This window comes from Tardiphaga sp. 172_B4_N1_3 (assembly GCF_052076035.1).
In the GTDB taxonomy this organism is placed as follows: domain Bacteria; phylum Pseudomonadota; class Alphaproteobacteria; order Rhizobiales; family Xanthobacteraceae; genus Tardiphaga; species Tardiphaga robiniae.
This window is the reverse complement of record NZ_CP197238.1, coordinates 5240230-5263086: the sequence shown is the minus strand read 5'-3', so window position 1 is coordinate 5263086 and position 22857 is coordinate 5240230. Positions and strand designations below refer to the sequence as shown.

Here is a 22857-nt window from a genome sequence, read left to right as displayed (position 1 = left end):
GCACCATGGCCGAAAATACCAACAAGGATTGAAAATGGTCGTTCGTGCAGGTCGTGAATTTCTCGCCATCCCCGGCCCCACCACGATGCCAGACGAAGTATTGCGGGCGATGCATCGTCCGCCGCTGGATATCTACTCCAAGGAAATGGTGCAGCTCACATTCGGGCTGCTGCGCGATATCGGCACGTTGTTCGCCACCAAAGGCAACACCTATATGTATATCGCCAACGGGCACGGTGCCTGGGAAGCGACGCTCACCAATGTGCTGTCGCGCGGCGACAAGATCCTGGTGCTGGAAAGCGGGCGTTTTGCGGTCGGCTGGGGCCATGCGGCACGCGCCATGGGCGTCGACGTGCAGAGCCTGAAGGGCGACTGGAATCGCGCCATTCGTCCTGCCGAGGTTGAAGCAACGTTGCGACAAGACACCAATCACGAGATCAAGGCTGTGCTTGCAGTGCAGATCGACACGGCGTCGGGCGCGTTCAACGACATTGAAGCCATCGGCAAGGCGATCAAGGCCGCCGGCCATCCCGCATTATTCATGGTCGACACCGTGGCTTCGCTCGGCTGCATGCCGTTCGAGATGGATGCATGGGGCATCGATGTCGCCATGTCAGGCTCACAGAAAGGCCTGATGACACCGCCCGGCCTCGGCTATGTCGCCGCGAATGACCGTGCCCGCGAGGTGCACAAGACTGCCAATCTGCGCACACCCTATTGGGACTGGACCGAGCGCGACGGCGACGAGCACTACCGGAAACATTCGGGCACCGCGCCGGTGCACCTGATGTTCGCACAGCGTCAGGCCATCGACATGCTGTTCGACGAAAAGCTCGTCAATGTGTTCCAGCGCCATCGATTGCTGGCGGAAGCCGTCCGCCGCGCCGTTGCCGTATGGGCCGGTGGCGGCGTGCTGAGCTTCAACATCGTCGAGCCGAAAGAACGCGGCAACACGGTCACGACGGTGCGGATGGACAACCCGACGCCGCTGCTCGATTACTGCCGCGATAAATGTGGCGTCATTCTCGGCGTCGGCATCGGCGACCTGCACGGAAAAGCATTCCGCATCGCCCATATGGGCCATGTCAACGCGCCCATGATTCTCGGAACGCTCGGCGTGATCGAGATGGGACTGCAGGCGCTCGGCATTCCGCACGGCAAGGGCGGTGTCACGGCCGCGGTCAACTTCCTCGGTGAGAGCGTCGCGCCCTAAGGTCCGTTCTCAACCTCGCCGTGGTCGCGGCGAGTTTCCGGCATCACCAGCCAGATCAGCAACAAGCCAAGCCCGGCGACGCAGGCCAGACCGACAAAGGCAACCGGCGCGCCGAGCTTGTCGGCGACGAAGCCGGCGGTCACCGTACTGAGCGACGCACCGATGCCGGTGGCTGTTCCGACAATGCCTTGCGCAAGGCTGAAGCGACCGCTGCCAAAAGCGATGTCGGCGACGATCAGCGGGATCATCACGCTGAACACGGCAGCAGTGACGCCGTCGAAGACCTGCACAGCGACCAGCGCAAACGGATCGGTGACCACGGCGAACAGCAATCCGCGGATCACGAGCGCGGCGAAGGCGATCAGCAGCAGTGGCCGACGGCCCCATTGCTGCGCCTTTCGGCCGACCGTCGGTGAGGTCGCCGCGACGATGGCCTGCGGGACCACGATGCAGAAGGCGATCAGCGCCGGTGCCCAGTCGGCCGAGCGCGTCGTGACGACGCCCGCCATCAAAGGCAGCATCGCAGCATTGGCGAGCTGCAGCAGCAGCACAGCACAGGCGAAAATCAACAGCGGCTTCTGCCGCACCAGATCGCGAAAACGGATCGGCTTATTGCTCTCGGCTTCTTTGGTGCTGGCGCCATGGGCCTGCGCGGAATTGATCTCCTGAGGTCGAATCCGCGACAGCGCGTAGAGCACCGGCAGCGCCAGCAGGAAGGTGACGATGAACACCGACCGGCTGGACAGCAGATAGCCGCAGGTGCCCATCACGGCGGCGGCGACGCCATTGCCGAGCGAGGCGAAGCGCGCATTGCGCCCCAGCCGTTCACCGATCCGCAGCGGCCCGACCAGCCCCAGGCTGATAGCGGCGATCGCAGGGCCGAGCACACAGCTCGCCATCGCATGCAGCGTCGCTGCCGCGACGATGACAGGAAACACCGGCAGCGCCGCGTAAGCTAGCGCACAGCCGCCGATGGTCGCGACCGCGGCGCCGGCGACCAGCCGCGTCGAGCGCGCCGCATCGATGATCGCGCCACCCGGAATTTGGCCGAGCAGCGCGACGATGCCCCCGATCGACAGCACGAAGCCGATCTCGACCTGGGTCCATTTCTGTGTGGTGAGATAGACCGCAACGAACGGGCCGAATCCGGTTTGCACATCGGCGAGAAAGAAGATGAACCAGTCGAGCCCACGCAGGCTCTGCTTCGACGGCTCAGGACTCCGCTGCGGCTCCTGCGGGCCCAGCTCGGACTCCGGCGCAATCCCCGGCGCACAGGCGACCTCAGGCACCGCCGCGACATCGTCGCGGCGGGAGAGATCGGCTGCACGTGTGGTCGCGTGAACCGCCAATTAGCGCTCCTGCATGGTGAGAGGCGGAAACCTCAGCGGCGTCAGCGTGCCGGACGCGCCGAGCACGACGATCGGCTGGTCGTCCTTGTATTCCGGCGCAGCACGCACCTGCTCGCGTGTGAGATCGAGCGTGATGCTGGCGGTCTTGTCGGCCACGTTCCAGAAATGCAGCGCACCCCAATCGACCACGATCTTGCGCGAGCCGACCCCGAGGAATCCGCCGAAGTCGATGACCGCGCCGCGCACCTGGCCCGCGCGATCGACGATCACGTCGGCAATGCGTCCCATATTCTCGCTTGCGGGGCTTCGCACATCGCGGCCCAGAATGCCCTTGGCATCGAAAGCGTCGATCACCGTAACCGATGGCGGCTTGGCGACAGGCGCAGACGCGACCGGGGGTGGCGTTGCCGGCTGCACGGCAGCCGCATCCGGTGCTGGCGGCGGCACAGACGGCTGCGCTTCAGGGGTGGATTTCTCTGACGACGCGGGCGGAGGCACAGGCGCGTCCGCCGCCTGGCACACGGCCACGGCGTTCAACGCCAACGCTACAGCCAATCCGGCAACGATACGAATTGCAGGCATGGAAACTTCCTCACTCACGCGTATCGCCGATGATGCGAACCCAGCGGCAGGGCGACGCGTCAATGCGTCAGCACGATCGACACCTGGATTTGACCGCGGGTCCGCAGCACTTCCAGCGACACATCGTTCTCGTGTTTGCGCAGGCAGAGATCGACGCTGGATTCGCCGAGCCGAAGATCACGCAGAATGACGTATTGCAGGAAAGCGGGCAGCCGCGGATTGCGGAAACGAATCTCGCCGCGCGCGACATCGAATTCGATTCCTAGCGCTGCCTCGAGCAGAGTATACGGCGTTGCGCTGGCCCAGGCCTGCGGCGCGCAAGCCACCGGATACAAGGTCGGGCCACGGCGTTTTTCGCGCTGGAAGCCGCAGAACAATTCCGGCAATCGTCGCAAGTCCATATAGGCCGCGGTATCGAACAGGCCCTTGAATACAGCCTCGACCGAATGCTTCAGGCCATAGCGCGCCAGACCGAGTGTGATCAGCGCATTGTCGTGCGGCCAGATCGAGCCGTCATGATAGGACATGGGATTGTAGCGCGCCTCGCCGCGCGCGATGGTACGAATGCCCCAGCCGGTGAAGAAATGCGGACGCATCAGGTCGGCGGCGACCATGCGCGCACGGTCTTCGCGGACGATGCCTGTGAACAGCAACTGGCCCGCATTGGAGGCACGAACCGCGCAAGGCATCTTCTTGCCGTCGAGCGCAAGCGCATAGGTGCCGAGTTCCTCGCACCAGAATGCTTCCTCGAACCGCGCAGCAAGTTGCTCCGCTTCGGCCTCGAGCTGCCGGGCCTTGTCGGGCAGGCCTATGCGCAATGCGAGACACGACGCCAGATGCTTGGCGGCGAAGACATAGCCCTGCACCTCCGCCAGTGCGATATTGCCCTCAGCGAGCTTTCCATCGGCATGGAAGATGGCGTCATACGAATCTTTCCAGCCCTGGTTCTGCAATCCTTGTTCGGTCGCGCGCTGATATTCGACAAAGCCATCCCTGTCGGGATCGCCCGGACCATCGATCCATCCGAGGGCCGCCTCAACGGCCGGCCACAGCTCGCGCAGGGTTTCATCATCGCCGGTGCGCTCGACATACATCCCTGCGAGCATCACAAAGAGCGGCGTGGAGTCGACGCTGCCGTAATATTGCGCGAACGGGACTTCGCGGAGCGCAGCCATCTCGCCGCCGCGCATTTCGTGCAGAATCTTGCCGGGCTCGGCATCCGCAAGCGGATCGACCGACTTCGCCTGAAACGCCGCAAGCCGTTTCAGCACGCCGCGCGCCACGCGTGGATCGATCCACAACAGCTGCAGCGCCGTGATCAGGCCATCGCGACCGAATGTCGTGGAGTACCAGGGAATACCAGCATAGGGATATCGCCCCTGCGGCGTATTCGTCATCAGGATACTGAGATCGGCCATCGCCTGGCAAAGCACCTCGTTGAAAATATCATTCGAGGTCTCGACCGTCGCCGCACCCTTGCTGAAATTGCGCATCTCGCGGCGGTGCGCGAGCAGCCCACGAAAGAACGGCACAGGCTTGTGGCCGACCTCGGCATTGCAACTGACAGCAACGAACAGTGACGTCGTTTGCTGCGGCTTCAGCTCGAAGTGGTAGGTCGCGGTATTGGCCGCCAGCCGCGTCGGGCGCGGATCGAAATGCACCATCGTGCTGAGCGGCTTGCCGTCGAGGCCGGTATATTCCAGCGCAACGTCACTGGGCCCGACCAGGCGACTGGTGGCGATGCCGCGATGCTTGCGCTTTTCGCCGCGCACCTCGAACAGATCGGCAAAGTCATTGTCGAATGACAGCGTCAGATCGAAACTGGCACGGTGTTCGCCGTGATTTTGCAGACCGATCCGCTGATAAGCCGCACCACGCCACAGGAAGAACGTGCGCACGATGTGCAGCATATCTTTCTGCAGCACCAGGCGGCCGTTGCGATAGATATCCGGATTGGTCAGATCGACGGTCAGCGACGAGTTGTCATCGCGCAGATTCGAACCGAGCAACAACGGCTGCACGTCGTTCAGCGCCAGCTCCAGCCGCGCGAGATAACGCGTATCGGCATTGAACAGGCCATCCGGGCCGCCCGCGGACGCGCCGATGTCACCATGGCTGTCGAGCACCACGAACGTATCGTCGTGCTTGAGTGCACGCCGCGGCCGCGAAGCAGGACCCGTCATCGGGATGTAGAACGGCGACTCGACCGCCTTTTGATCAGCGATAGCGTTCAACTTGGTCGCGGCGGCTTCGATGGACATGGATGACCTCGGCCGGTTGTAAGGTGAAGACAGGCACGAAGATAAACGCAGCGCCTGGAGAGGATAACTGAGTCGTCAGGCTGCGTGCTGCGCGAGACGGCTCATTTCCTGTGTGACGAGTTCCCGATACGGCCCCTCGCCCTGCATCAGATGATCAGGTTTGCCGTCCTCAATGATCTTGCCGCTCTGCAGCATGACCACGCGATCAAAATTGCGCAACGTCGCGAGGCGATGCGCAATCGCAATTACCGTGCGACCACGCATCAGACGCGCCAGCGCCTCACGGATCGCCTCTTCCGATTCACTGTCGAGGGCCGCCGTCGCCTCATCCAGCAGCAGAATGGGCGCGTCCTTCAGGAAGGCGCGTGCAATGGCGATGCGTTGACGTTGCCCGCCGGACAGTTTGACGCCGCGGTCCCCGACCATGGTGTGGAGACCTTCCGGCAGCGTCTCGACGAAGTCGCAACGCGCCGAAATGGCTGCACGCAATACCTCGTCATCCGTCGCCTCGGGACGTCCATACCGGATGTTCTCCATGATGGAGCGATGGAACAGTGAGATGTCCTGCGGTACCACGGAGATCGCGTGACGCAGGCTGTGCTGGGTTACGCGTGAAATATCCTGGCCATCGATGGTGATGCTGCCATCCTGGACGTCGTAGAAGCGCTGCAACAGCACGAACAGGCTCGACTTTCCTCCTCCGGACTGGCCGACAAGGCCAACGCGCTGGCCGGCATTGAGCCGCAATGTGAACTTGTCGAACACCTGCAGACCGCCGGGGTAGCGGAACGAGATATTGTTGAAGGCGATCGCCGCACCTGACTTCACCAGCGGCTCGGCCTCGGGATGGTCGCTAAGCTCATGCGGCACCAGCAATGTGGACAGCGCCTCGGACAAGCGCGCAACATGTTGCGTGACATCCACGAGCGCCACCGCAAGATCTCGCGTCGCATGCAGAATCGAGAGACCGAGCGTACAGATCAGAACGACATCGCCGGTGCTGGCACCGCCGCGTTGCCACAGCATGATCGCCCAGGCGAGTAGCCCGATCGTGAGCGCGACCGTGATGGCCGCATGCGTCAGGCGCAGACGCTCGAGATAGCGCAGGCTGCGACCACGGGCGTTCAGCTCGCGATCGACCGTTTCATCGAAGCGGTCATGCTCAAAGCTCAATCCGCAGAATGCGCGAACCAGCGGCATATTGTTGATGACATCGACCATTTCGCCATCGACGGCGGCTGCCTTGCTGGCGAAGTCGTCATGCAGTTTCTTGCCGGCCGCGGCCATCTTGAACATCATCACGACGACCGCGCCCGCCACCACTGTTAGTCCCGCCGCCATCGGCAGGCTGACGGTTCCAATCAGCAGGATCGCCGCGAATGTCGCGACGCAGGGCGGCAACACGTTCCAGACAAACATGTTTTCGACAGTGAAGACCGCGTTGGACGTTGCCGTGATACGGCTGGTGAGCATCCCGGGCAGCCGATCCGAGAAGTAGCTCGGTGCGTGTCCGGTCAGATGGCGAAAGATATCGCGCCTGAGATCGCCGGTGACACCAACGAATGTGTAGCTCGCGGTCCAGCTGGCCACGCGCCACAGGAACATGTCTGCCGTGATCAGCGAGATCAGAACGCCAAATGCGATCCAGACGGTATTACCGGCTCCCGAAGGTCCCGATGAGAGGCCATCGACTAAAAATTTAATTCCGTACTGCGTGCCCACCGAACAGGCGACGGCTGCAAGCACGGATATCAGGATGATCATATGCGATGCAGAACGCATCCTGATGTAGCGCATCACGAAAGCGAAAGGGCGATACGCATATCCGGAAAGACTGTCCATGTGATTGTCAAAACCCGTTGAATAAGAACAAGAATCTCGACGGACAGCGTCCCCGCCCGCTGATGGAGATGATGCCATCCCGAATTTCCCACGCTCTCGCCATCTCGGCGCAACATTCGGGCAGCATTAACACTCCGGAAACCGTGGTTGAACGTGATGGCATCAGCAAGACCACAGTGTGGACGAACTACGCAGATCACATAGGAACCTCGCAGATGCGAGAACGTTCCAGCTTCAGGCATACCGGTACCGACACGTCGTCGCTGAAGTTGTTCATCACTTCCAACATGGGAGATATGTAAAATGCGCATCGCGCAAGTTGCTCCGCTGACAGAAGCCGTTCCGCCGAAGCTCTATGGAGGCACGGAACGCGTCGTACACTGGTTGACCGAAGAGCTGGTGGCGCAGGGGCATGATGTTACACTGTTCGCCAGCGGCGACTCTCAAACGTCAGGCAAGCTCGACGCCGGATGGCCGAAGGCGCTGCGGCTCGATGGCTCTGTCCGCGATCCCAACGCCCTCCATATGGAAATGCTCGAGCGCGTAAGACAGAAATGTGACGACGACGAATTCGACGTTCTGCATTTCCATCTCGATTACTATCCGTTCTCGCTATTCTCCCGCCAACCCACACCATTTCTCACGACGCTGCACGGCCGTCTGGATCTGCCGGAACATCAGCCGACCTTCACGACTTTCTCCAAGATTCCCGTTGTTTCGATTTCGAACGCGCAGCGGCGCCCGGTACCGCAGGCGAATTTCGTGCGCACGATCTATCACGGCCTTCCCGAGAAGCTGCTGACGCCGCAACCGATCACGCCGAGCTACCTCGCCGTGCTCGGGCGTATTGCGCCTGAGAAGGGCGTCGACCGCGCGATCAAGATCGCCATCCGCGCCGGCATCCCGCTGAAAATCGCGGCCAAGATCGACCGCGCGGATGAGGACTATTACGAGCAGGTCGTTCGCCCACTGATGGATCATCCGCTGGTCGAATATATCGGCGAGATCAGCGACCGGGAGAAGCCGGAATTCCTCAGCGGCGCCTATGGTCTGTTGCTGCCGATCGACTGGCCCGAGCCGTTTGGCCTGGTGATGATCGAAGCCATGGCCTGCGGCACGCCGGTCATTGCCTATAACCGCGGCTCAGTACCGGAGATCATCGACGAGGCCCTCACCGGCTTCATCGTCGAGGACGAGACCAGTGCAGTTGCCGCGGTGGGTCGTCTCGCCGGCATGGACCGTACAGCGATCCGCAAGCAGTTCGAAACCCGCTTCACCGCCCGGCGCATGGCTCTGGATTATGTGGCCACCTATCGCAGCATGATGGAGCATAGGGTGTCGCTGCGACTGGTCAGCAGCGCAGAGTAGTCTGAAGCGCATAATTAAGGCATCGAAGGGCGGCCCGTCGGGTCGCCCTTTTTGGTGCTGGCCTGCTGCAAAATCACTGGCCCGCTGTACAGCCCGTGCGACATTTGCAAGATAGATGACAGACATCAGATCACGGCATTGGCCCGAATCGACGTCCGACCGTTTTTCTCGCATCTCGACAGGCCCTCATGACCGCCGTTTCCCGCTTCGAAATCATCCTGTTGCTGATGGCTGTCATCGTTTTGCTCGACATGATCGCGCGGCGTTTTCAGCTCCCGCGCGCGGCTGCACTGATCCTCGGCGGCATCGGCTTCGCGCTGATCCCGGGCACCCCGGATGTCGAGATCGACCCCGAGTTGGTGCTCGTGTTGTTTCTGCCGCCGCTGCTGATGTCGAGCGCCTGGTTCACCTCGTGGCGGGATTTCCGCGCCGATCTGCGTATCATATTGCAGCTCGCCGTCGGCGCCGTCTTCTTCACCACCCTCGTGGTCGGCGTCGTCGCGCATCTGGCGATGCCGTCGCTGCCCTGGGCCGCCTGTTTTGCGCTCGGTGCCATCGTCTCGCCGCCGGATTCGGTGGCGGCCAAGGCCGTGCTCCAGAGCGTACCGCTCCCGCCGCGCATTATCGTGCTGCTGGAGGGCGAGAGCCTCGTCAACGACGCATCGGGCCTGGTGCTGCTGCGCTTCGCCATCGCGGCAGCGCTGACCGGCTCGTTCAGCGCCACTGCGGCCACCGTGAGTTTCTTCTCGGTTGCGATCGGCGGCCTGCTTGTTGGCATCGCATTCGCCTTCGCCGCCATCCTGGTAATCAAGCGCATCAAGGACATCGACCTCGCCATTGCATGGACCTTCCTGGTCGCCTGGATCTCCTATATCGCAGCGGAAAAGCTGCACGTCTCCGGCGTGCTGTCCACAGTCGCCTGCGGCATGATCCTCGGATGGAAGCAACACGAGTTCTTCGGCGCTGCGACGCGCACCCGCGCCACCGCAGCGTGGAGTGTCGTCGTGTTCGTGCTGGAATCCCTGGTGTTTATCCTGATTGGCCTGTCGCTGCGCGGTGTGCTGTATCGCCTCGGCGGATATGACGCGGTGGTGGCGCTGTTGCCGGTGACGGCTGCTGTCATCGCAGCAGTGATCCTCGCGCGCTTCGCCTGGATGTTTCCGGGCACCTATCTGCCGCGTATGCTGATGCCGAAGCTGCGCGCCCGCGACCCCGCTCCGCCATGGACGGTGCCGTTCATCATGAGCTGGGCCGGTTTGCGCGGCGTGGTTAGCCTCGCTGCCGCATTATCATTGCCGGAGGAATTTCCGGGCCGCGACGTCATCCTGGCGATCACCTTCGCAGTCATCCTGGTAACCGTCCTTGTCCAGGGCTCGACGCTGGCACCGATCGTGCGCTGTCTGATCAAAACCGACAATGTCCGCGCACCGCATCATTCCAAACTCAGCGAAGCGCAGGCGCGCGCGCGCGTTGCGGCCGCGCAATTTTCTGCTATCGAGAAGGCGTCACGCAATGATGACGGCACACATCGCCATCCGCGCCTGTTCGAGCAATATACCTATCGCAAGGGCGCCGCGGCGCGCTATGCCGAAGAGGCTGAGGCACTATCGCCGCACCGCATCGACCATTACACGACCGTGCTGGCCGCCATCGAAGCCGGCCGTGCAGAGCTTCTGAAGATGCACCGTGAGGGCGAAATCCACGACAGCGTGCTGCATGCGATCGAGGAAGGCCTCGATCTTGAGGAAGTCAATGCAAGACGCTTCCTGTAAAAGCCACGCTTCCTCTAGCAGCCATTCGCCTTGGCGCCTTCACAGCCACCACCATCGGCTCTAACCTTGATCGTCAAGCGCCAGTCAAGGCGCAAAATCCGGGAGAAAACAACATGCGACTTCAAGGCTTATCCACCATCGTCACCGGCGGCGCATCGGGTTTCGGCGCCGAGATCGCACGGTCTTACGCGCGCGAAGGCGCCAAGGTCATCATCCTCGATCTGAATGCCGATGGCGCGAAGAAGGTTGCGGCCGAGATCGGCGACAGCGCAATCGCCCTCGGCGGCAGCGTCACCAGCAAGGCAGATGTTGATGCCTCGGTGAAGCTCGCGGTCGAGAAATTCGGCAAGCTCGACGTCGTCGTCAACAATGCCGGCTGGACCTTCCGCAACAAGCCCTTGCTCGAAGTGACCGAAGAAGAATTCGACAAGGCATTCGACATCAATGTGAAATCGATCTTTCTGATGACCAATGCCTGCGTGCCCGTGATGAAGAAGCAGAAGAGCGGTCGCATCATCAATATCGGCTCCACCGCCGGTGTCCGGCCGCGCCCGGGCCTGACCTGGTACAACGCCACAAAGGGCGCGGTGAACCTGATGTCGAAATCGATGGCCGTGGAACTGGCGCCCGATGGTATCCGCGTCAATTGCATCGCGCCGGTGATCGGCGAAACCGCGCTGCTGGAATCCTTCATGGGCGTGCCGGATACGCCAGAGAACCGCGCCAAATTTATCGGGACGATCCCGCTCGGCCGCATGTCGCGCCCCTCCGATATCGCCAATGCCTGCGTTTATCTGGCGGGCGAGGAATCCGAGTTCCTCACCGGCGTGATCCTCCCAGTCGATGGCGGGCGAACAATCTAGAACGAGGAAATTCATAAACCATCGAATCCGGTCAGATTCGATTTACCACGCGCGTTAAGCAGTTCACCGGCCATTCATGCGATGGTCGCGTCATGATCGAGGGACACACCTCGGCAGGAAGGCGTCAGGGTCAGGCCGGTCAACGGTCTGACCCCTCTCTTTGGGGATCATCATGGCAGCAAAGAAGAAACCGGCTCCGCGCAAGAAAAATGCTGCGCCCGATGTGGCTCACCCCGCTTCTGCAGTCGTGACAATGGCAGCACGTAATCTGATCAATATGGCGATTGTGTCCGCATCCTGCGCAACCACGTTGTTGACGCTGATGGCCGTGCTCAAGTTCCAGACCGCCTGAGCGGCGATCACTTCATCTCGTTGAGCAGCGTCGGGATCAGTTCCGACACTGTCGGATGGATCGGCACCGCCCATTGCAACTGGGTATAATCGGCGCTGGCATTCATGATGTCGAGGATGCCATGGATCGCCTCGTCGCCTCCGGTACCGAGGATGGCGGCTCCCAAAATCTTCTTCGTTTCAGCATCGACCACAACCTGCATCATGCCCGCGGTCTCGCCCTTCTCGACGGCACGGCCCACATGGGTCATCGGCCGATTGCCGATCAGCAATTTCTTTCCTGTGGCCTTTGCCTGAGCCAGCGTCATGCCGACGCGGCCGAGCGGTGGATCGATGAACAGCGCGTAGCCGGGAAGCCGATCGCTGACGCGGCGACTTGCGCCATCGAGCAGATTGGCGGCAATGATCTCGAAGTCGTTGTAAGCCGTGTGCGTGAAGGCCCCGCGGCCGTTGCAATCGCCCATCGCGAAAATGCCGGGTACATTGGTGGCGAGACCGTCATCGACCTTGATGTAGCCGCGGTCATCCACAGCGACGCCAGCCTTGTCGAGACCGAGATCGTCGGTATTCGGACGGCGTCCCACCGCAAGCAAAACATCACTGCCGATGATCTCCGGCGCGCCTTCGGTGCAGTCGACACCGACAGCCACGCCATCGGGATGCGGCTTGAAGGTGATGCATTCGGCATTGGTTCGTATATGGATGCCTTCGGCGAGCAGGATATTGCGGATCGCTTCGGAGATCTCAACATCCTCACGCGAGACCAGATGCGCGCCCTTCTCGACCACCGTCACTTCGGCGCCGAAGCGGCGATACATCTGCGCAAATTCGAGCCCGATATAGCTGCCACCGATCACCACCAGATGTTTCGGCACGCGATCCAGCTGCAGGATGCCTGTATTGGTCAGATAGGTGACGTCGTTGATCCCCGGCATGTCCGGCACGACAGCCCGCCCACCGACATTCAGGAAGACCTTTGGCGCCGTCAGCAACTCATCGCCGACGCGGATCGTATCCGCAGATTCGAAGCGCGCATGGCCGTTGATGACCGTGCATTTGTCCATGCCGCGCAACCAGCTTTCGACGCCATTGCGCGAGTCGCGGATCACCTTGTCTGCCCGCGCCTTCACGCGAGCCATATCGATCCGCACGGGCGCGTCAATCATCACGCCATAGTCGCTACCGCGGCGCGCAAGATGCGCAGCATAGGCGGAGGCGACCAGCGTCTTGGTCGGTTTGCAGCCGGTATTGACGCAGGTGCCACCAAACAGATGGCGCTCAATGATCGCAACCGACATGCCTGCGGATGTGAGCCGACACGCGAGTGAAGGTCCGGCCTGCCCAGCGCCGATGATGATAGCGTCGAAGCGCATGATTTCAGCTCCCAACCGGCACAGCCAATGCTCCGCCGTGGCGAGAGACTATCGTTGGAAACGGCATCAGCCAACGGATGACCGAAGTTCCAGCACCGGCAACTCCCGAGCCGCTTAGGGCTTGCCGGCAACCGCAGGGCCGCGCCAGCGCGCCCAGAGCCGTTCAAACAGCGGCAACAGCCCGCGCGGCGTCACCAAAATCACCGAGATCACCACGATGCCGTAGATGAAATAGTGCAGGCCGGGCAGCGTGCTGCCGAGCTTGCCACGCAGGATTTCGCCAAGCGGCACCAGCAGCAATGCGCCGAGCGCGGGGCCATAGGCACGACCCAGACCACCGACCGTGGCGAACAGCACGATCTCGATGGTGATCACAGGCGAGATCAGCAGATAGGGATCGGCGAAGGTGAGATAGCGCACATAGGCAGTACCGACGACGGAGGCGAGCATCGCCGAGATCACCATGGCGGTGATCTTGTAACGCAGGATGTTGACGCCAATCGCCTGCGCCGCCTTCTCATTGTCGCGGATGGTGCGCAGATAATAGCCAAGCGGCGAATTGAGGATCGCGACATTGACCAGCACGCAAATCGCGGCCAGCCCCAGCATCATCCAGAACGCGCCGTGGCCACCGCCAAACTGGAACGCCAGGAAATTACCCGTGTCCTTCGGCAGCAGCAGCCCGGACGCACCGCCGAGGAAGTCCCAGCCCTCGACCACGATGCTGCCCATTTCCGCGAAAGCCAGCGTGATTAGCACGAAGGAGAGATGGCCGAGCTGAAAGCGGAAGTCGATCCAGGCGATCACAGCACCGAGGACACCGGAGATCACCGCCGAGATGACGAGACCGAGCCACATATTGATGCCGAGCTTGAGCAGGAGCGCGGCCGAGAACATCGATCCGATGCCGATGAACAGGCTGTGCGCCAGCGAGATCTGCCCGGCCATGCCGCCGACGATGTTCCACGACGAAGCCAGTGCCACATAGACCAGCGCCAGCGTGAGAATGTGGACGTAATAGCTCGACAGCACGAACGGCATGATGGCGGCGATGACCAGCGCGCCCCACCAGATCGGCGATGCGAGCGTCTTGTAGAATTCGTCTCTCATCGTGCCGAGCTCCAGGTCAGGCCCTTCGGGAGAAACAGCATGATCGCCACGAAGATAATGTATGGCAGCAGCAAGCCGATCGGGCCGTCGAGATAGATCGTGCCGAAAGCTTCGGCGATGCCGATGATCAGGCCGCCGAGCATGATGCCGACGAAATTGGTCATGCCACCGAGCACAACGACCAAGAGCGTGATCACGGTGTAGCGCAGACCCTGGGTCGGCTGGATCGGAGTGCCCGGCAGCAGCAGCGCGGCGGCCAGCGCGAGAATACCGATGCCGAGCGCGAAGGTCAGCACCTGGACGCGGCTGACATTGATGCCCATCAGCGCGGCGGCATGCGCATTCTGGTGCACGGCGCGGATCGAGCGGCCGAAGTCGGTCGAGCGCAGCATGATGTAGAGGCCGATGGCGAGCGCAAAGGAAACGACGAAGGCGACGATGTGCGGCACTCGCAGCACCACGTCACCGAGAATGATCAGCTTGGATTCGACGAAGGAGGGCGTCCGCGCCGGCTCGCCGCCGAACACCATCAGGATGCCGTTCTGCAGCACCAGGCTGAGACCCAGCGTAAGCTGCACCACCATCAGGAACTGATGCCCGACCATTGGCCGTATCAGGAAGATGTAGACCAGTGCGCCGATCGCGGTCATCAGCGGCACCGTGATGATGATGGACACATAAGGGTCCATGGCGAAAGCCGAATACAGCGCGAGGCACATGAACATGCCGAGCGAGATGAAATCGCCATGCGAGAAATTGACGACGCCCGACACGCCGTAAACGAGCCCCATGCCCAACGCCAGCAAGCCATAGGTGGCGCCGATCAGAAGGCCTTGGGCGAGAGCCTGATAAAGTTCAGTCACATCACTCTCCGATCACAGACCAAGATAGGCGCTGCGGGTGCGCGGATCGTTTTTCACGGTCTCCGCATCGCCCTCGACCGCCACCTGCCCGCGCTCCAGCACGTAGCAGCGCTTGGCGTGGCGCAACGTCAAATTCAGATTCTGCTCCACCAGCAGAATCGTCAGACCGTCGGCATGTAGTTTGTCGATGATCTCGAAAATATACTGCACGAACAGCGGCGACAGACCGAGCGAGGGCTCATCGAGCATCAGCAGCTTGGCTTCCGCCATCAGCCCGCGGCCGATGGCCAGCATCTGCTGCTCACCGCCTGACAGTGAACCGGCACTCTGGGTCAGTCGCTCGCCGAGCCGCGGAAACAACCCGATGACTTTTTCCATCTGCTGCGGACGATGTTTGCGCGCATGCGCATTGATGCCGCCAAGCAGAAGATTTTCGCGGATGCTCATTTCCGGAAACACCAGACGGCCTTCCGGCACCTGCACGATGCCGAGTTCGACACGCGCCTGCGGCGTTAATTTGCTGATGTCTTCGCCGAGAAACAGAATGCGCCCGGAAATCGGCTTGACCATGCCCGACAGTGCATTGATCAGCGTGGTCTTGCCGGCATTGTTAGCGCCGAGCAGGCCGACGATCTCGCCCGCAGCGATCTTGGCGTTGACGTCGCGCAGCACCGGCACACCACCATAGCCTGCAACCAGGTTATCGATCTCAAGCATCGAGATGATCTCCGAAATAGGCATCCACGACGCGCTGATCCTTGAGTATCTCGTCGGGCGTGCCCTGCGCGATCTTCTCGCCGAAATTGATCACCACCATACGCTGCGCCAGCCGCATGATGACCGGCATCACATGCTCAACCATCACGATGGTGACGCCCTGCTTGTTGAGCTCCTCGATGATCGCGATCGGCGCGGCGGTCTCGGCCATGGTCAGGCCGGCCATCACTTCGTCGAGCAGAATGCAGCGCGGATCGGTAGCGATGCACTTCGCCAGTTCCAGCAGCTTCTTGTCCTGCAGCGACAGTGTCGCCGGCGTCTTGTGCTCCTTGCCGCCAAGGCCGACACGCAGCAGCGCCTGCGCCGCATAGTCGATGGCCTCGCGCATCGGCCGGCGCGTCAACGCTGCGGTCGTGACGACGTCGAGCGCCGTCATGTCGGCAAAGGACTGGACGATCTGGAAGGAGCGCATCAATCCACGGCGCACCAGCCGATCCGGCGACACCCCGATAATGCTTTCACCGTCATAAACGACGTCGCCCGCACTCGGCGGAATGAAGCCGGAGATCACACCGAACAAAGTGGTCTTGCCGGCACCGTTCGGGCCAATGATGCCGAGAATTTCGCCTTTCTCGACGTCGAAGCTCACCGCGTTGAGCGCGACCAGCCCGCCAAACCGCCTGGTGATGTTGGAGACTTCCAGAAATGCCACAGCCGTCCACTCTTTATGTTGCGCCGAGCCTCCGTGCAGGGCCGATCAGGACTTCGGCCGCGGCGGCACCTGGGCAAATTCCTTCGGGAACACGACCTGCTGATTCTGCTCGGGAGTCCACTGGATGAACATTGCAGAACCGTCCTTGAGCAGACGGTCTTCCGCGAATTGCAGGCCCTTCGGCTTGGCAATGTAGAGGTTCGGATCGCCTGCTGGAATGTTGACGTTCTTCAGCGCCTCGAGCAGTGCATCGCTCTGCAGCGACTTGGCGTTCTCGAGCACCTGCTGCAGCACGCGTGCCGCCTGGGCATATTGCACCGCGCCCTGGCCGATTTTGTCGAGCTTGGCGACATCGCGCAGTTCCGTGACGATCTTCTGCATTGATTCAATCTTGGCGCCGGCGCTGAAGCCGGTCATGCCGAACAGGTTCTTCGTCAGCACGGCCTTGCCGATCTCGGGGCCGAGATCCTTCCAGAGCGACAGATCCGAGTAGCCGCCGGTGCCACCGCAGAAGATGCTGCCGTGATAGTTCAGATTGTAACGCGCCTGATGCAGCAAAATGCCATCGCGCGGCGTCACGAGACCGACCACGACGTCGGGCTTGAGCGAGCGAATACGAACCATCGCCGCCGTCTGGTCCTGCGCACGAATATCGAGCGCGGCTTCGCCGATGATCTGGATGCCGCTCGCCTTCAGCTTCTCGACCAGGAATTTGTTCGACTGCTGGCCGGCCTCGTAATTCGAATAGGCCATGACGGCGGTCTTGATCGGAAACTTGAAATCGTCGCGCAATGAGATGACGAAATCATGCATGGTCTGCGCATAGCCGCGATCATACGGGTATCCCAGCGTGAACATATAGTTCGACTGCGACCCACCGGCCCAGACCGACAGCGTCGGAATCTTGGCTTCGTCGACCACCGGCGTCAGCGCCAGCATCTGTGCGCTGAGAATGGTGCCGGTCAGAAGCTGCACCTTTTCCTCGGTGATCAGGCGCCGCGCTTCGGCAGCGGTTCGCGCCGGCTGGCTGGTATCGTCCGCCAGCACCAGCTCGATCCTGGCGCCGCCCTTGCTCTTGATGCCGCCTTCGGCATTGATCTTCTTGATGATGTATTCGAAAGCCGGCTGGCCTTCCTGCGCGTAAGCCGCAAGACCGCCGCTCATCGAATTGACCATGCCGATGCGGATCGCCGGCTCGGCGGCGCCTGCGCTACGAATGAACGGCGCGGCGATCGGCCCTGCCAAAACGGCAGAGGCACCAAGTCCAAACGTGCGGCGGGTCATGCTCATGTCATATCCTCCGATGCGCAACGTCGCTGAAGCGGCGCGCTTTCTTGTTCTGTTACTGGGCGCTGGAGTGTCGAACACTGCGTTACAGATTGGGAGTCTGCATATCGCAGTCGGGCAGCGTTTTTCGGACTTAGCCGCGTTTGCGCAGCTGCGTCAAATTGCGGCGCATGGAAATCGCGAATGAGGGCCATGCGTCCGTGACGGGGCTTTCACAGTCGCGCAATCGCAAAGCCTGCACGCGGGAAGTGTACAACCGTCGCGCCGACATCGGGATCCTCACGCCGCAAAGCGATGCTGTCATGACCCGCAGAAACAAACGCACCGATGACGGGATCGAAACCCCAATCGGTCGGCATGACCGATACCATCATGCCCTCCGCAAAAGGCCCTTGCTGATCAACCGTACCGTCATCGTAAGCAGCACGAGGCGTCGCGACAGGCTGGCAAAACCGCGCCGTCTCCAGCGCGTGTTCGGGCGACAGCTCCTCAACCATTCCGTGCCCCAGCGAAGCCACCCGGTCCATCCACGCGAGAACGCGCGGATGCTCGGCAAGACCTTCGCTCTCACCGAGATTGCCGCGCGCGTACCAGAGCGGGTGGTAGACGGCGATGTCGGCAAGTGACGGCGCGTTGCCGAGCAGGAATGCGTCGCCAAGCGCAAGCCAATCGCTGAGCCAGGCAAGATGAATGCGAAACTGGTTGCGCAGCGCAGGAATCTGCTCACGCATCTTCACGCTGTCCCAACCATCGAACTTGCCTGACGTGAAACTCGCGCGATCAGTATGCAGCTCCGGCGGAAAACGATCGCCGTTCAGGCCGAAGACCAGTCCAAGAGCATTGGCAAAGAGCGCGCGATCGGCCCAGGCTGCGATGATATCGGCCTGACCGCGCGTGCCCGCCGGATAAAGCGTCAGCTCGGGAAAACGTTGCTCAAGCTCCGCGAGAATGCGGCGCGTATCGCAATAGACGTCTGCGCCGATCTGCAGCACCGGAATGCGGCGATAGCCTCCGGTGAGCGCCACGAGCTCTGGCTTCGGCGCGATCCGCGGCTGAATCACCGATCGCCAAGACAGACCCTTCAATCCGAAGGCGACGCGCACCTTCTCGGCAAACGGCGAACGCGGATAGTGATGCAGAACAAGATCGGTCGCCGTCACTGCATCCCTTGCCTGTCAGCTATGTCACATGCACCGCCGTCGTCGCACCGGCGGAATACATCGCCTCGAATTCGGCAATCGGATGCGGAAGTCCATCCGGGCCGGTGATTTCAACATCCCAGCTGCCGTCATCGAGCAGCTCCCTGGCCTTCTTGACAGCTCCGGCCGCGTTGTCCCGGCGGAGTGAAACAGTCCCTGACGTATCGGTTCCCCTGACGAAAAACGGCAAGTCACGTCCTCCCTGTGTGAGGCGCCCCGCAATGCGAGACCGCGCGCGACGTCTTGATCGCGTCACTCTGCGCATCAGACCACAGGACTCACGGCAATTCCAGCAACTTGCCGTCGCAATCGTCATGAACCTGTTATGCAGCCCCGCGCTGCGCTGCGGGACGCGTCAACACGAAGAAGACGAGGGTGCATACGGTCAGGAATACCGCCATTGAGATTAAAACTGCGGGCAATCCCCAGGCGGCGGCAATCGGACTGGTGGCCGATTGCATTACGGCGGTGCCGAGGAAGAATGACAGGTTTGCTGCAGAGAGCGCTTTACCAATATTCTCGGCAGCGACGACCTGGCGGATCATCGCATAGACGAGCGGCTGCATCGCGACGAGAAGGCCGATGACCACAAGCAGGCCGGTATCGACTGCCACGGGCATCACTGACAGGCCGAAAAGCGTGGCTAACGGATAGCCCGGTGCACCGAGCGCCATCACGAGCAGCAGCGCGGCGGCGCACAAATGGACCGCAAACAGCAGCATGCGGCGATGACCCAGCTTGCGATCGAGCAGGCCCGACAGCGCCGGTCCGATCACCAGCGCCACCGTAAACAACGCCAGCACATTGCCGGCCTCTATCCGCGACAGTCCCTTGATATTCATCAGCCAAGGGCCGGCCCAAAGCCCACGCAACACGAGCTGAACCGCAAGCGACACGAAAGCGAGGATCACGATACCGCGCACCGCGCGCGACACACCGAGTTGCAGAACCGAAATCATCTCGCCCAGAAGCGCGCGCGGCTGGCCTTCGGGACGCGACGACGGAACGATAACCACGATCAGCATGGCCACGACAATAGCCGCGGCCGCCGCAATCCAGAAGCCGGCGCGCCAGCCCCAGTGCTCGACGACGTAAGCAAGCGGACTGGCCGACAACAGCAGCCCCGCATTGCCGAATGACAGAATGATGCCGGACCACAGACCGAACTGCGCTGGTGTCAGCCTCTTGGCCGCGAGCGTCATCGGGCACATCAGCATGCCCGACGTCGCCATGCCGATCGTTGCCTGCGACACGAAGAACGACAGAGGCCCTGTCGATAGCGCGGCAATCGCCGCGCCGCAGACCGTACCGGCGAACAGCACGAGCGACACCGTGCGGATGCTGTAGCGATCCAGCGCGACGCCGACCGGAATCTGCAGGAGCGCGAAGAAAAAATGATAGGCCGAAGTCAGCGCGGCCAGCGTCTGCGGCGTGACGCCGAGATCGGTCGACATCAAATCGATCGCGACCGCAGGCGTGGTGCGCAGCATGTTGGACAATACATGCCCGCAGGTCAGAATGAGCATGGCGGCCACGAGAGCCACGCTCACGGGCGGATCGATGGCAACGGGCTTGAAGGCAGAAGAGTCGGCAGCACTAGTCATGGCGCTCGCCTACGCGGAAACACGGCGCGCATCAACCGCCACGAAAGCCGTGGCGGTCATGCTCTCTCAATGCTGCGGCGCAACTTAGGCGACCGATGCCTCGATCCGGATCGGGATCGATTTGTAAGCCGGCGTTCCCGACTTCGCATCATGCTGGTCGAGTGACACGAGCACATTGGCCTCAGGATAATAGGCCGCCACCGATCCTTGTGGGATGTTGTAAGCCACCGCCGTCACCCGACGCAGCGCGCGCGGCGCGCTGTCCGGACGATCCAGCACGATGTCGATCAGATCACCGTGGCTCAGCCCGCGGCGGGCGAGGTCCTGCTCGTTCACGAACACCACATCGCGCCGCCCTGTGATGCCGCGATAGCGATCGTTCATGCCGTAAATCGTGGTGTTGTACTGATCGTGGCTGCGCAGCGTGGTCAGCGTCAACGCGGTCCCGGCGGGGCCGTCCTCATAGAGGCCAGAGAAGACCAGGAACTGCGCCTTCTTGCTCGGCGTCAGCCATTCCCGCTCCGAGGCAGCGTTGCGCAGCCGGAAGCCACCCGGCTTCTTGATCCGCGCATTGTAATCCTCGAAGGCCGGAAAGACCGACTCGATGGCGTCGCGGATCTTGCTGTAGTCGGCGACGTAGTCGAGCCACTTCACCTTGGTATTCGGCAAAGTCGCGATGGCCATATCGGCAACGATCGCAGTCTCGGACTTCAGATGCTCGGACGCCGGCTTCAAGCCGCCGCGCGAGGCGTGCACCATCGACATCGAATCTTCTACCGTCACCAGTTGCGGTCCCGTCGCCTGCACGTCGATCTCGGTACGGCCAAGGCATGGCAGGATGATCGACTCTTTCGCGATCAGAAGATGCGAGCGATTGAGCTTGGTGGCGATGTGCACCACGAGATCGAGGCTACGCATCGCCGGATAGGTCGCCTCAGGATCTGACATCGCGACCGCGAGATTGCCGCCAAGACAGATCAACGCCTTCGAACGGCCATCGCGGATCGCCTTCACCGACGCGACGGCGTCATGACCATGCGCGCTCGGCGGCTTGAAGTTGAAGGTGCGTTCGATACCGGCGAGCAGTGCGGCGTTGGGTACTTCGGTGATCCCCACGGTGCGGTCGCCCTGCACGTTGGAGTGCCCGCGCAGCGGCGAGATGCCGGCGCCGGGACGGCCGATATTTCCGCGCAGCATCAGGAGATTGGCGATCTGCTGCACGTTACCGGTGCCGTGGCGATGCTGCGTGATGCCCATGCCGTAATTGATGATGACGCTCTTGGCCGCGGCGTAGATGTTGCCGAGGTTTTCGATATCGGCGCGCGGCAGGCCAGACGATTTCTCGATCGCCTCCCATGAGGTCGTGTCGAGATCGGCGAGCAGCGCCTCAATGCCGTCGGTATGTTCGGCGATGAAGGCGCGGTCGAGCACGCCGGGACCGCCCTGGGCCAGGCTCGCGGCATCGAGCGCCACGACGGTCTTCATCATGCCCTTCAGCACGGCAATGTCGCCACCGACCTTGACCTGGTAGTAGGTCGACGAGATCTGCGTAGAGCTCAACGTCAGCATTTCCGCTGGATGCTGCGGGGATGTGAATCGTTCCAGCCCGCGCTCGCGCAGCGGATTGATTGAAACGATGGCAGCACCGCGCTTGGAGCATTCGCGCAAGGTCGTCAGCATGCGCGGATGATTGGTGCCAGGATTGTGCCCGATACAGAACACCGCATCCGCATGATCGAAATCCTCCAGCGTCACCGTGCCCTTGCCGACGCCAATGGATTCCGGAAGGCCGACGCTGGTGGCCTCGTGGCACATGTTCGAGCAATCGGGGAAATTGTTGGTGCCGAATTCGCGCACGAACAACTGATACATGAAGGCTGCTTCGTTAGAGCAGCGGCCCGACGTGTAGAATTCGGCCATGTTCGGATCGGGCAAAGCGCGCAAGCCGGCACTGATCCGCGCCATCGCATCCTCCCACGAGATCGGAAGATACTTGTCGCTAGCCTGGTCATAGGCCATCGGATGGGTGAGACGTCCCTCGTTTTCGAGGTCGTGATCATGCCATTCCCAGAGCTCGCTCACCGTATGGGCCGCAAAGAATTCCGGCGTCGTGCGCTTGGCCGTTGCTTCCCACGACACCGCCTTGGCGCCGTTCTCGCAGAATTCGAAGGACGACGTATGCTTCGGATCGGGCCAGGCGCAGCCCGGGCAATCAAAGCCATGCGGCTGGTTCATCGTCAGAAGGCCATGGGTCTCATTGACGACCGCCATCTGTCCGCGCACCGCGTCGGCCACTGCTTTCAACGCGCCCCAACCTGCGGCGGCACCTTTATAGTCTTCGACGCCCTGAACCTGCTTCTTCGCCATCGCGATCCGTCCTTCGTCGTCAGG

The 22857-nt window shown here is 61.8% G+C and carries 20 protein-coding genes; 6 read left to right on the top strand and 14 right to left on the bottom strand.

What is annotated here, in order from left to right; all coding sequences use genetic code 11:
* The first annotated feature begins 34 nt into the window (after positions 1 to 34).
* Positions 35 to 1213, top strand: coding sequence for a pyridoxal-phosphate-dependent aminotransferase family protein (locus AB7783_RS24935; protein ID WP_441279072.1), 1179 nt, complete (start codon positions 35 to 37; stop codon positions 1211 to 1213).
* On the opposite strand, the gene AB7783_RS24930 is transcribed toward AB7783_RS24935, so the two are convergent.
* The 4 genes from AB7783_RS24930 to AB7783_RS24915 all read right to left on the bottom strand — a co-directional run bounded on the left by AB7783_RS24930 (position 1210) and on the right by AB7783_RS24915 (position 7247).
* The gene (locus AB7783_RS24930; protein ID WP_441279761.1) at positions 1210 to 2475 is read right to left on the bottom strand and encodes an MFS transporter; all 1266 of its coding nucleotides are present in this window, start codon (positions 2473 to 2475) and stop codon (positions 1210 to 1212) included. The genes AB7783_RS24935 and AB7783_RS24930 overlap by 4 nt on opposite strands.
* A gap of 87 nt (positions 2476 to 2562) precedes the next feature.
* Positions 2563 to 3144, bottom strand: a complete 582-nt coding sequence (locus AB7783_RS24925; RefSeq protein ID WP_441279071.1) for a PRC-barrel domain-containing protein — start codon at positions 3142 to 3144, stop codon at positions 2563 to 2565.
* A 59-nt stretch (positions 3145 to 3203) separates the two neighbouring features.
* Positions 3204 to 5405 (bottom strand): amylo-alpha-1,6-glucosidase, encoded by a 2202-nt coding sequence (locus AB7783_RS24920; protein ID WP_441279070.1) that lies wholly within the window; start codon positions 5403 to 5405, stop codon positions 3204 to 3206.
* A 75-nt stretch (positions 5406 to 5480) separates the two neighbouring features.
* A complete protein-coding gene (locus tag AB7783_RS24915; protein WP_120287890.1) occupies positions 5481 to 7247 on the bottom strand; it encodes an ABC transporter ATP-binding protein in 1767 nt (588 codons plus the stop codon).
* Between the two features lie 17 nt (positions 7248 to 7264).
* Here AB7783_RS24915 and AB7783_RS24910 point away from each other — a divergent pair, with 17 nt between their 5' ends.
* From AB7783_RS24910 to AB7783_RS24890, 5 genes are all read left to right on the top strand, one after another.
* Complete coding sequence (locus tag AB7783_RS24910) at positions 7265 to 7549, top strand: hypothetical protein (protein ID WP_139285809.1); 285 nt, start codon at positions 7265 to 7267, stop codon at positions 7547 to 7549.
* A 1-nt stretch (position 7550) separates the two neighbouring features.
* Positions 7551 to 8615, top strand: coding sequence for a glycosyltransferase family 4 protein (locus tag AB7783_RS24905; protein ID WP_441279069.1), 1065 nt, complete (start codon positions 7551 to 7553; stop codon positions 8613 to 8615).
* A gap of 188 nt (positions 8616 to 8803) precedes the next feature.
* Positions 8804 to 10387: a Na+/H+ antiporter gene (locus AB7783_RS24900; protein WP_441279068.1), complete on the top strand. Its 1584-nt coding sequence runs from the start codon at positions 8804 to 8806 to the stop codon at positions 10385 to 10387.
* Positions 10388 to 10500: 113 nt separating this feature from the next.
* The gene (locus AB7783_RS24895; protein WP_441279067.1) at positions 10501 to 11250 is read left to right on the top strand and encodes a glucose 1-dehydrogenase; all 750 of its coding nucleotides are present in this window, start codon (positions 10501 to 10503) and stop codon (positions 11248 to 11250) included.
* Between the two features lie 172 nt (positions 11251 to 11422).
* Complete coding sequence (locus AB7783_RS24890; RefSeq protein WP_439065609.1) at positions 11423 to 11602, top strand: hypothetical protein; 180 nt, start codon at positions 11423 to 11425, stop codon at positions 11600 to 11602.
* Between the two features lie 7 nt (positions 11603 to 11609).
* Here the strand turns inward: AB7783_RS24890 and AB7783_RS24885 are convergent, their stop codons facing one another.
* The 10 genes from AB7783_RS24885 to AB7783_RS24840 form a co-directional block, all read right to left on the bottom strand.
* Complete coding sequence (locus AB7783_RS24885; RefSeq protein WP_441279066.1) at positions 11610 to 12974, bottom strand: FAD-containing oxidoreductase; 1365 nt, start codon at positions 12972 to 12974, stop codon at positions 11610 to 11612.
* 114 nt (positions 12975 to 13088) lie between these two features.
* Entirely contained in the window at positions 13089 to 14084 is a 996-nt protein-coding gene (locus AB7783_RS24880; protein ID WP_439079007.1) for a branched-chain amino acid ABC transporter permease, read from the bottom strand.
* On the bottom strand, positions 14081 to 14947 hold the full coding sequence (locus AB7783_RS24875) for a branched-chain amino acid ABC transporter permease (protein WP_441279065.1): 867 nt from the start codon (positions 14945 to 14947) through the stop codon (positions 14081 to 14083). The genes AB7783_RS24880 and AB7783_RS24875 overlap by 4 nt, the downstream gene beginning before the upstream one ends.
* A 12-nt stretch (positions 14948 to 14959) precedes the next feature.
* A complete protein-coding gene (locus AB7783_RS24870; protein WP_441279064.1) occupies positions 14960 to 15664 on the bottom strand; it encodes an ABC transporter ATP-binding protein in 705 nt (234 codons plus the stop codon).
* On the bottom strand, positions 15657 to 16376 hold the full coding sequence (locus tag AB7783_RS24865; protein ID WP_441279063.1) for an ABC transporter ATP-binding protein: 720 nt from the start codon (positions 16374 to 16376) through the stop codon (positions 15657 to 15659). Before AB7783_RS24865 ends, AB7783_RS24870 begins: the two co-directional genes overlap by 8 nt.
* 45 nt (positions 16377 to 16421) lie before the next feature.
* The gene (locus tag AB7783_RS24860; RefSeq protein ID WP_441279062.1) at positions 16422 to 17666 is read right to left on the bottom strand and encodes an ABC transporter substrate-binding protein; all 1245 of its coding nucleotides are present in this window, start codon (positions 17664 to 17666) and stop codon (positions 16422 to 16424) included.
* A 209-nt stretch (positions 17667 to 17875) separates the two neighbouring features.
* A complete protein-coding gene (locus tag AB7783_RS24855; protein WP_441279061.1) occupies positions 17876 to 18823 on the bottom strand; it encodes a glutathione S-transferase family protein in 948 nt (315 codons plus the stop codon).
* 19 nt (positions 18824 to 18842) lie between these two features.
* Positions 18843 to 19052 (bottom strand): hypothetical protein, encoded by a 210-nt coding sequence (locus AB7783_RS24850; protein WP_441279060.1) that lies wholly within the window; start codon positions 19050 to 19052, stop codon positions 18843 to 18845.
* 133 nt (positions 19053 to 19185) lie between these two features.
* Positions 19186 to 20466 carry an MFS transporter gene (locus tag AB7783_RS24845; protein WP_441279059.1) on the bottom strand — a complete coding sequence of 427 codons (1281 nt, stop codon included), beginning with the start codon at positions 20464 to 20466 and terminating at the stop codon, positions 19186 to 19188.
* 84 nt (positions 20467 to 20550) lie between these two features.
* Positions 20551 to 22833 carry an FdhF/YdeP family oxidoreductase gene (locus tag AB7783_RS24840; RefSeq protein ID WP_441279058.1) on the bottom strand — a complete coding sequence of 761 codons (2283 nt, stop codon included), beginning with the start codon at positions 22831 to 22833 and terminating at the stop codon, positions 20551 to 20553.
* Positions 22834 to 22857: the final 24 nt, after the last annotated feature.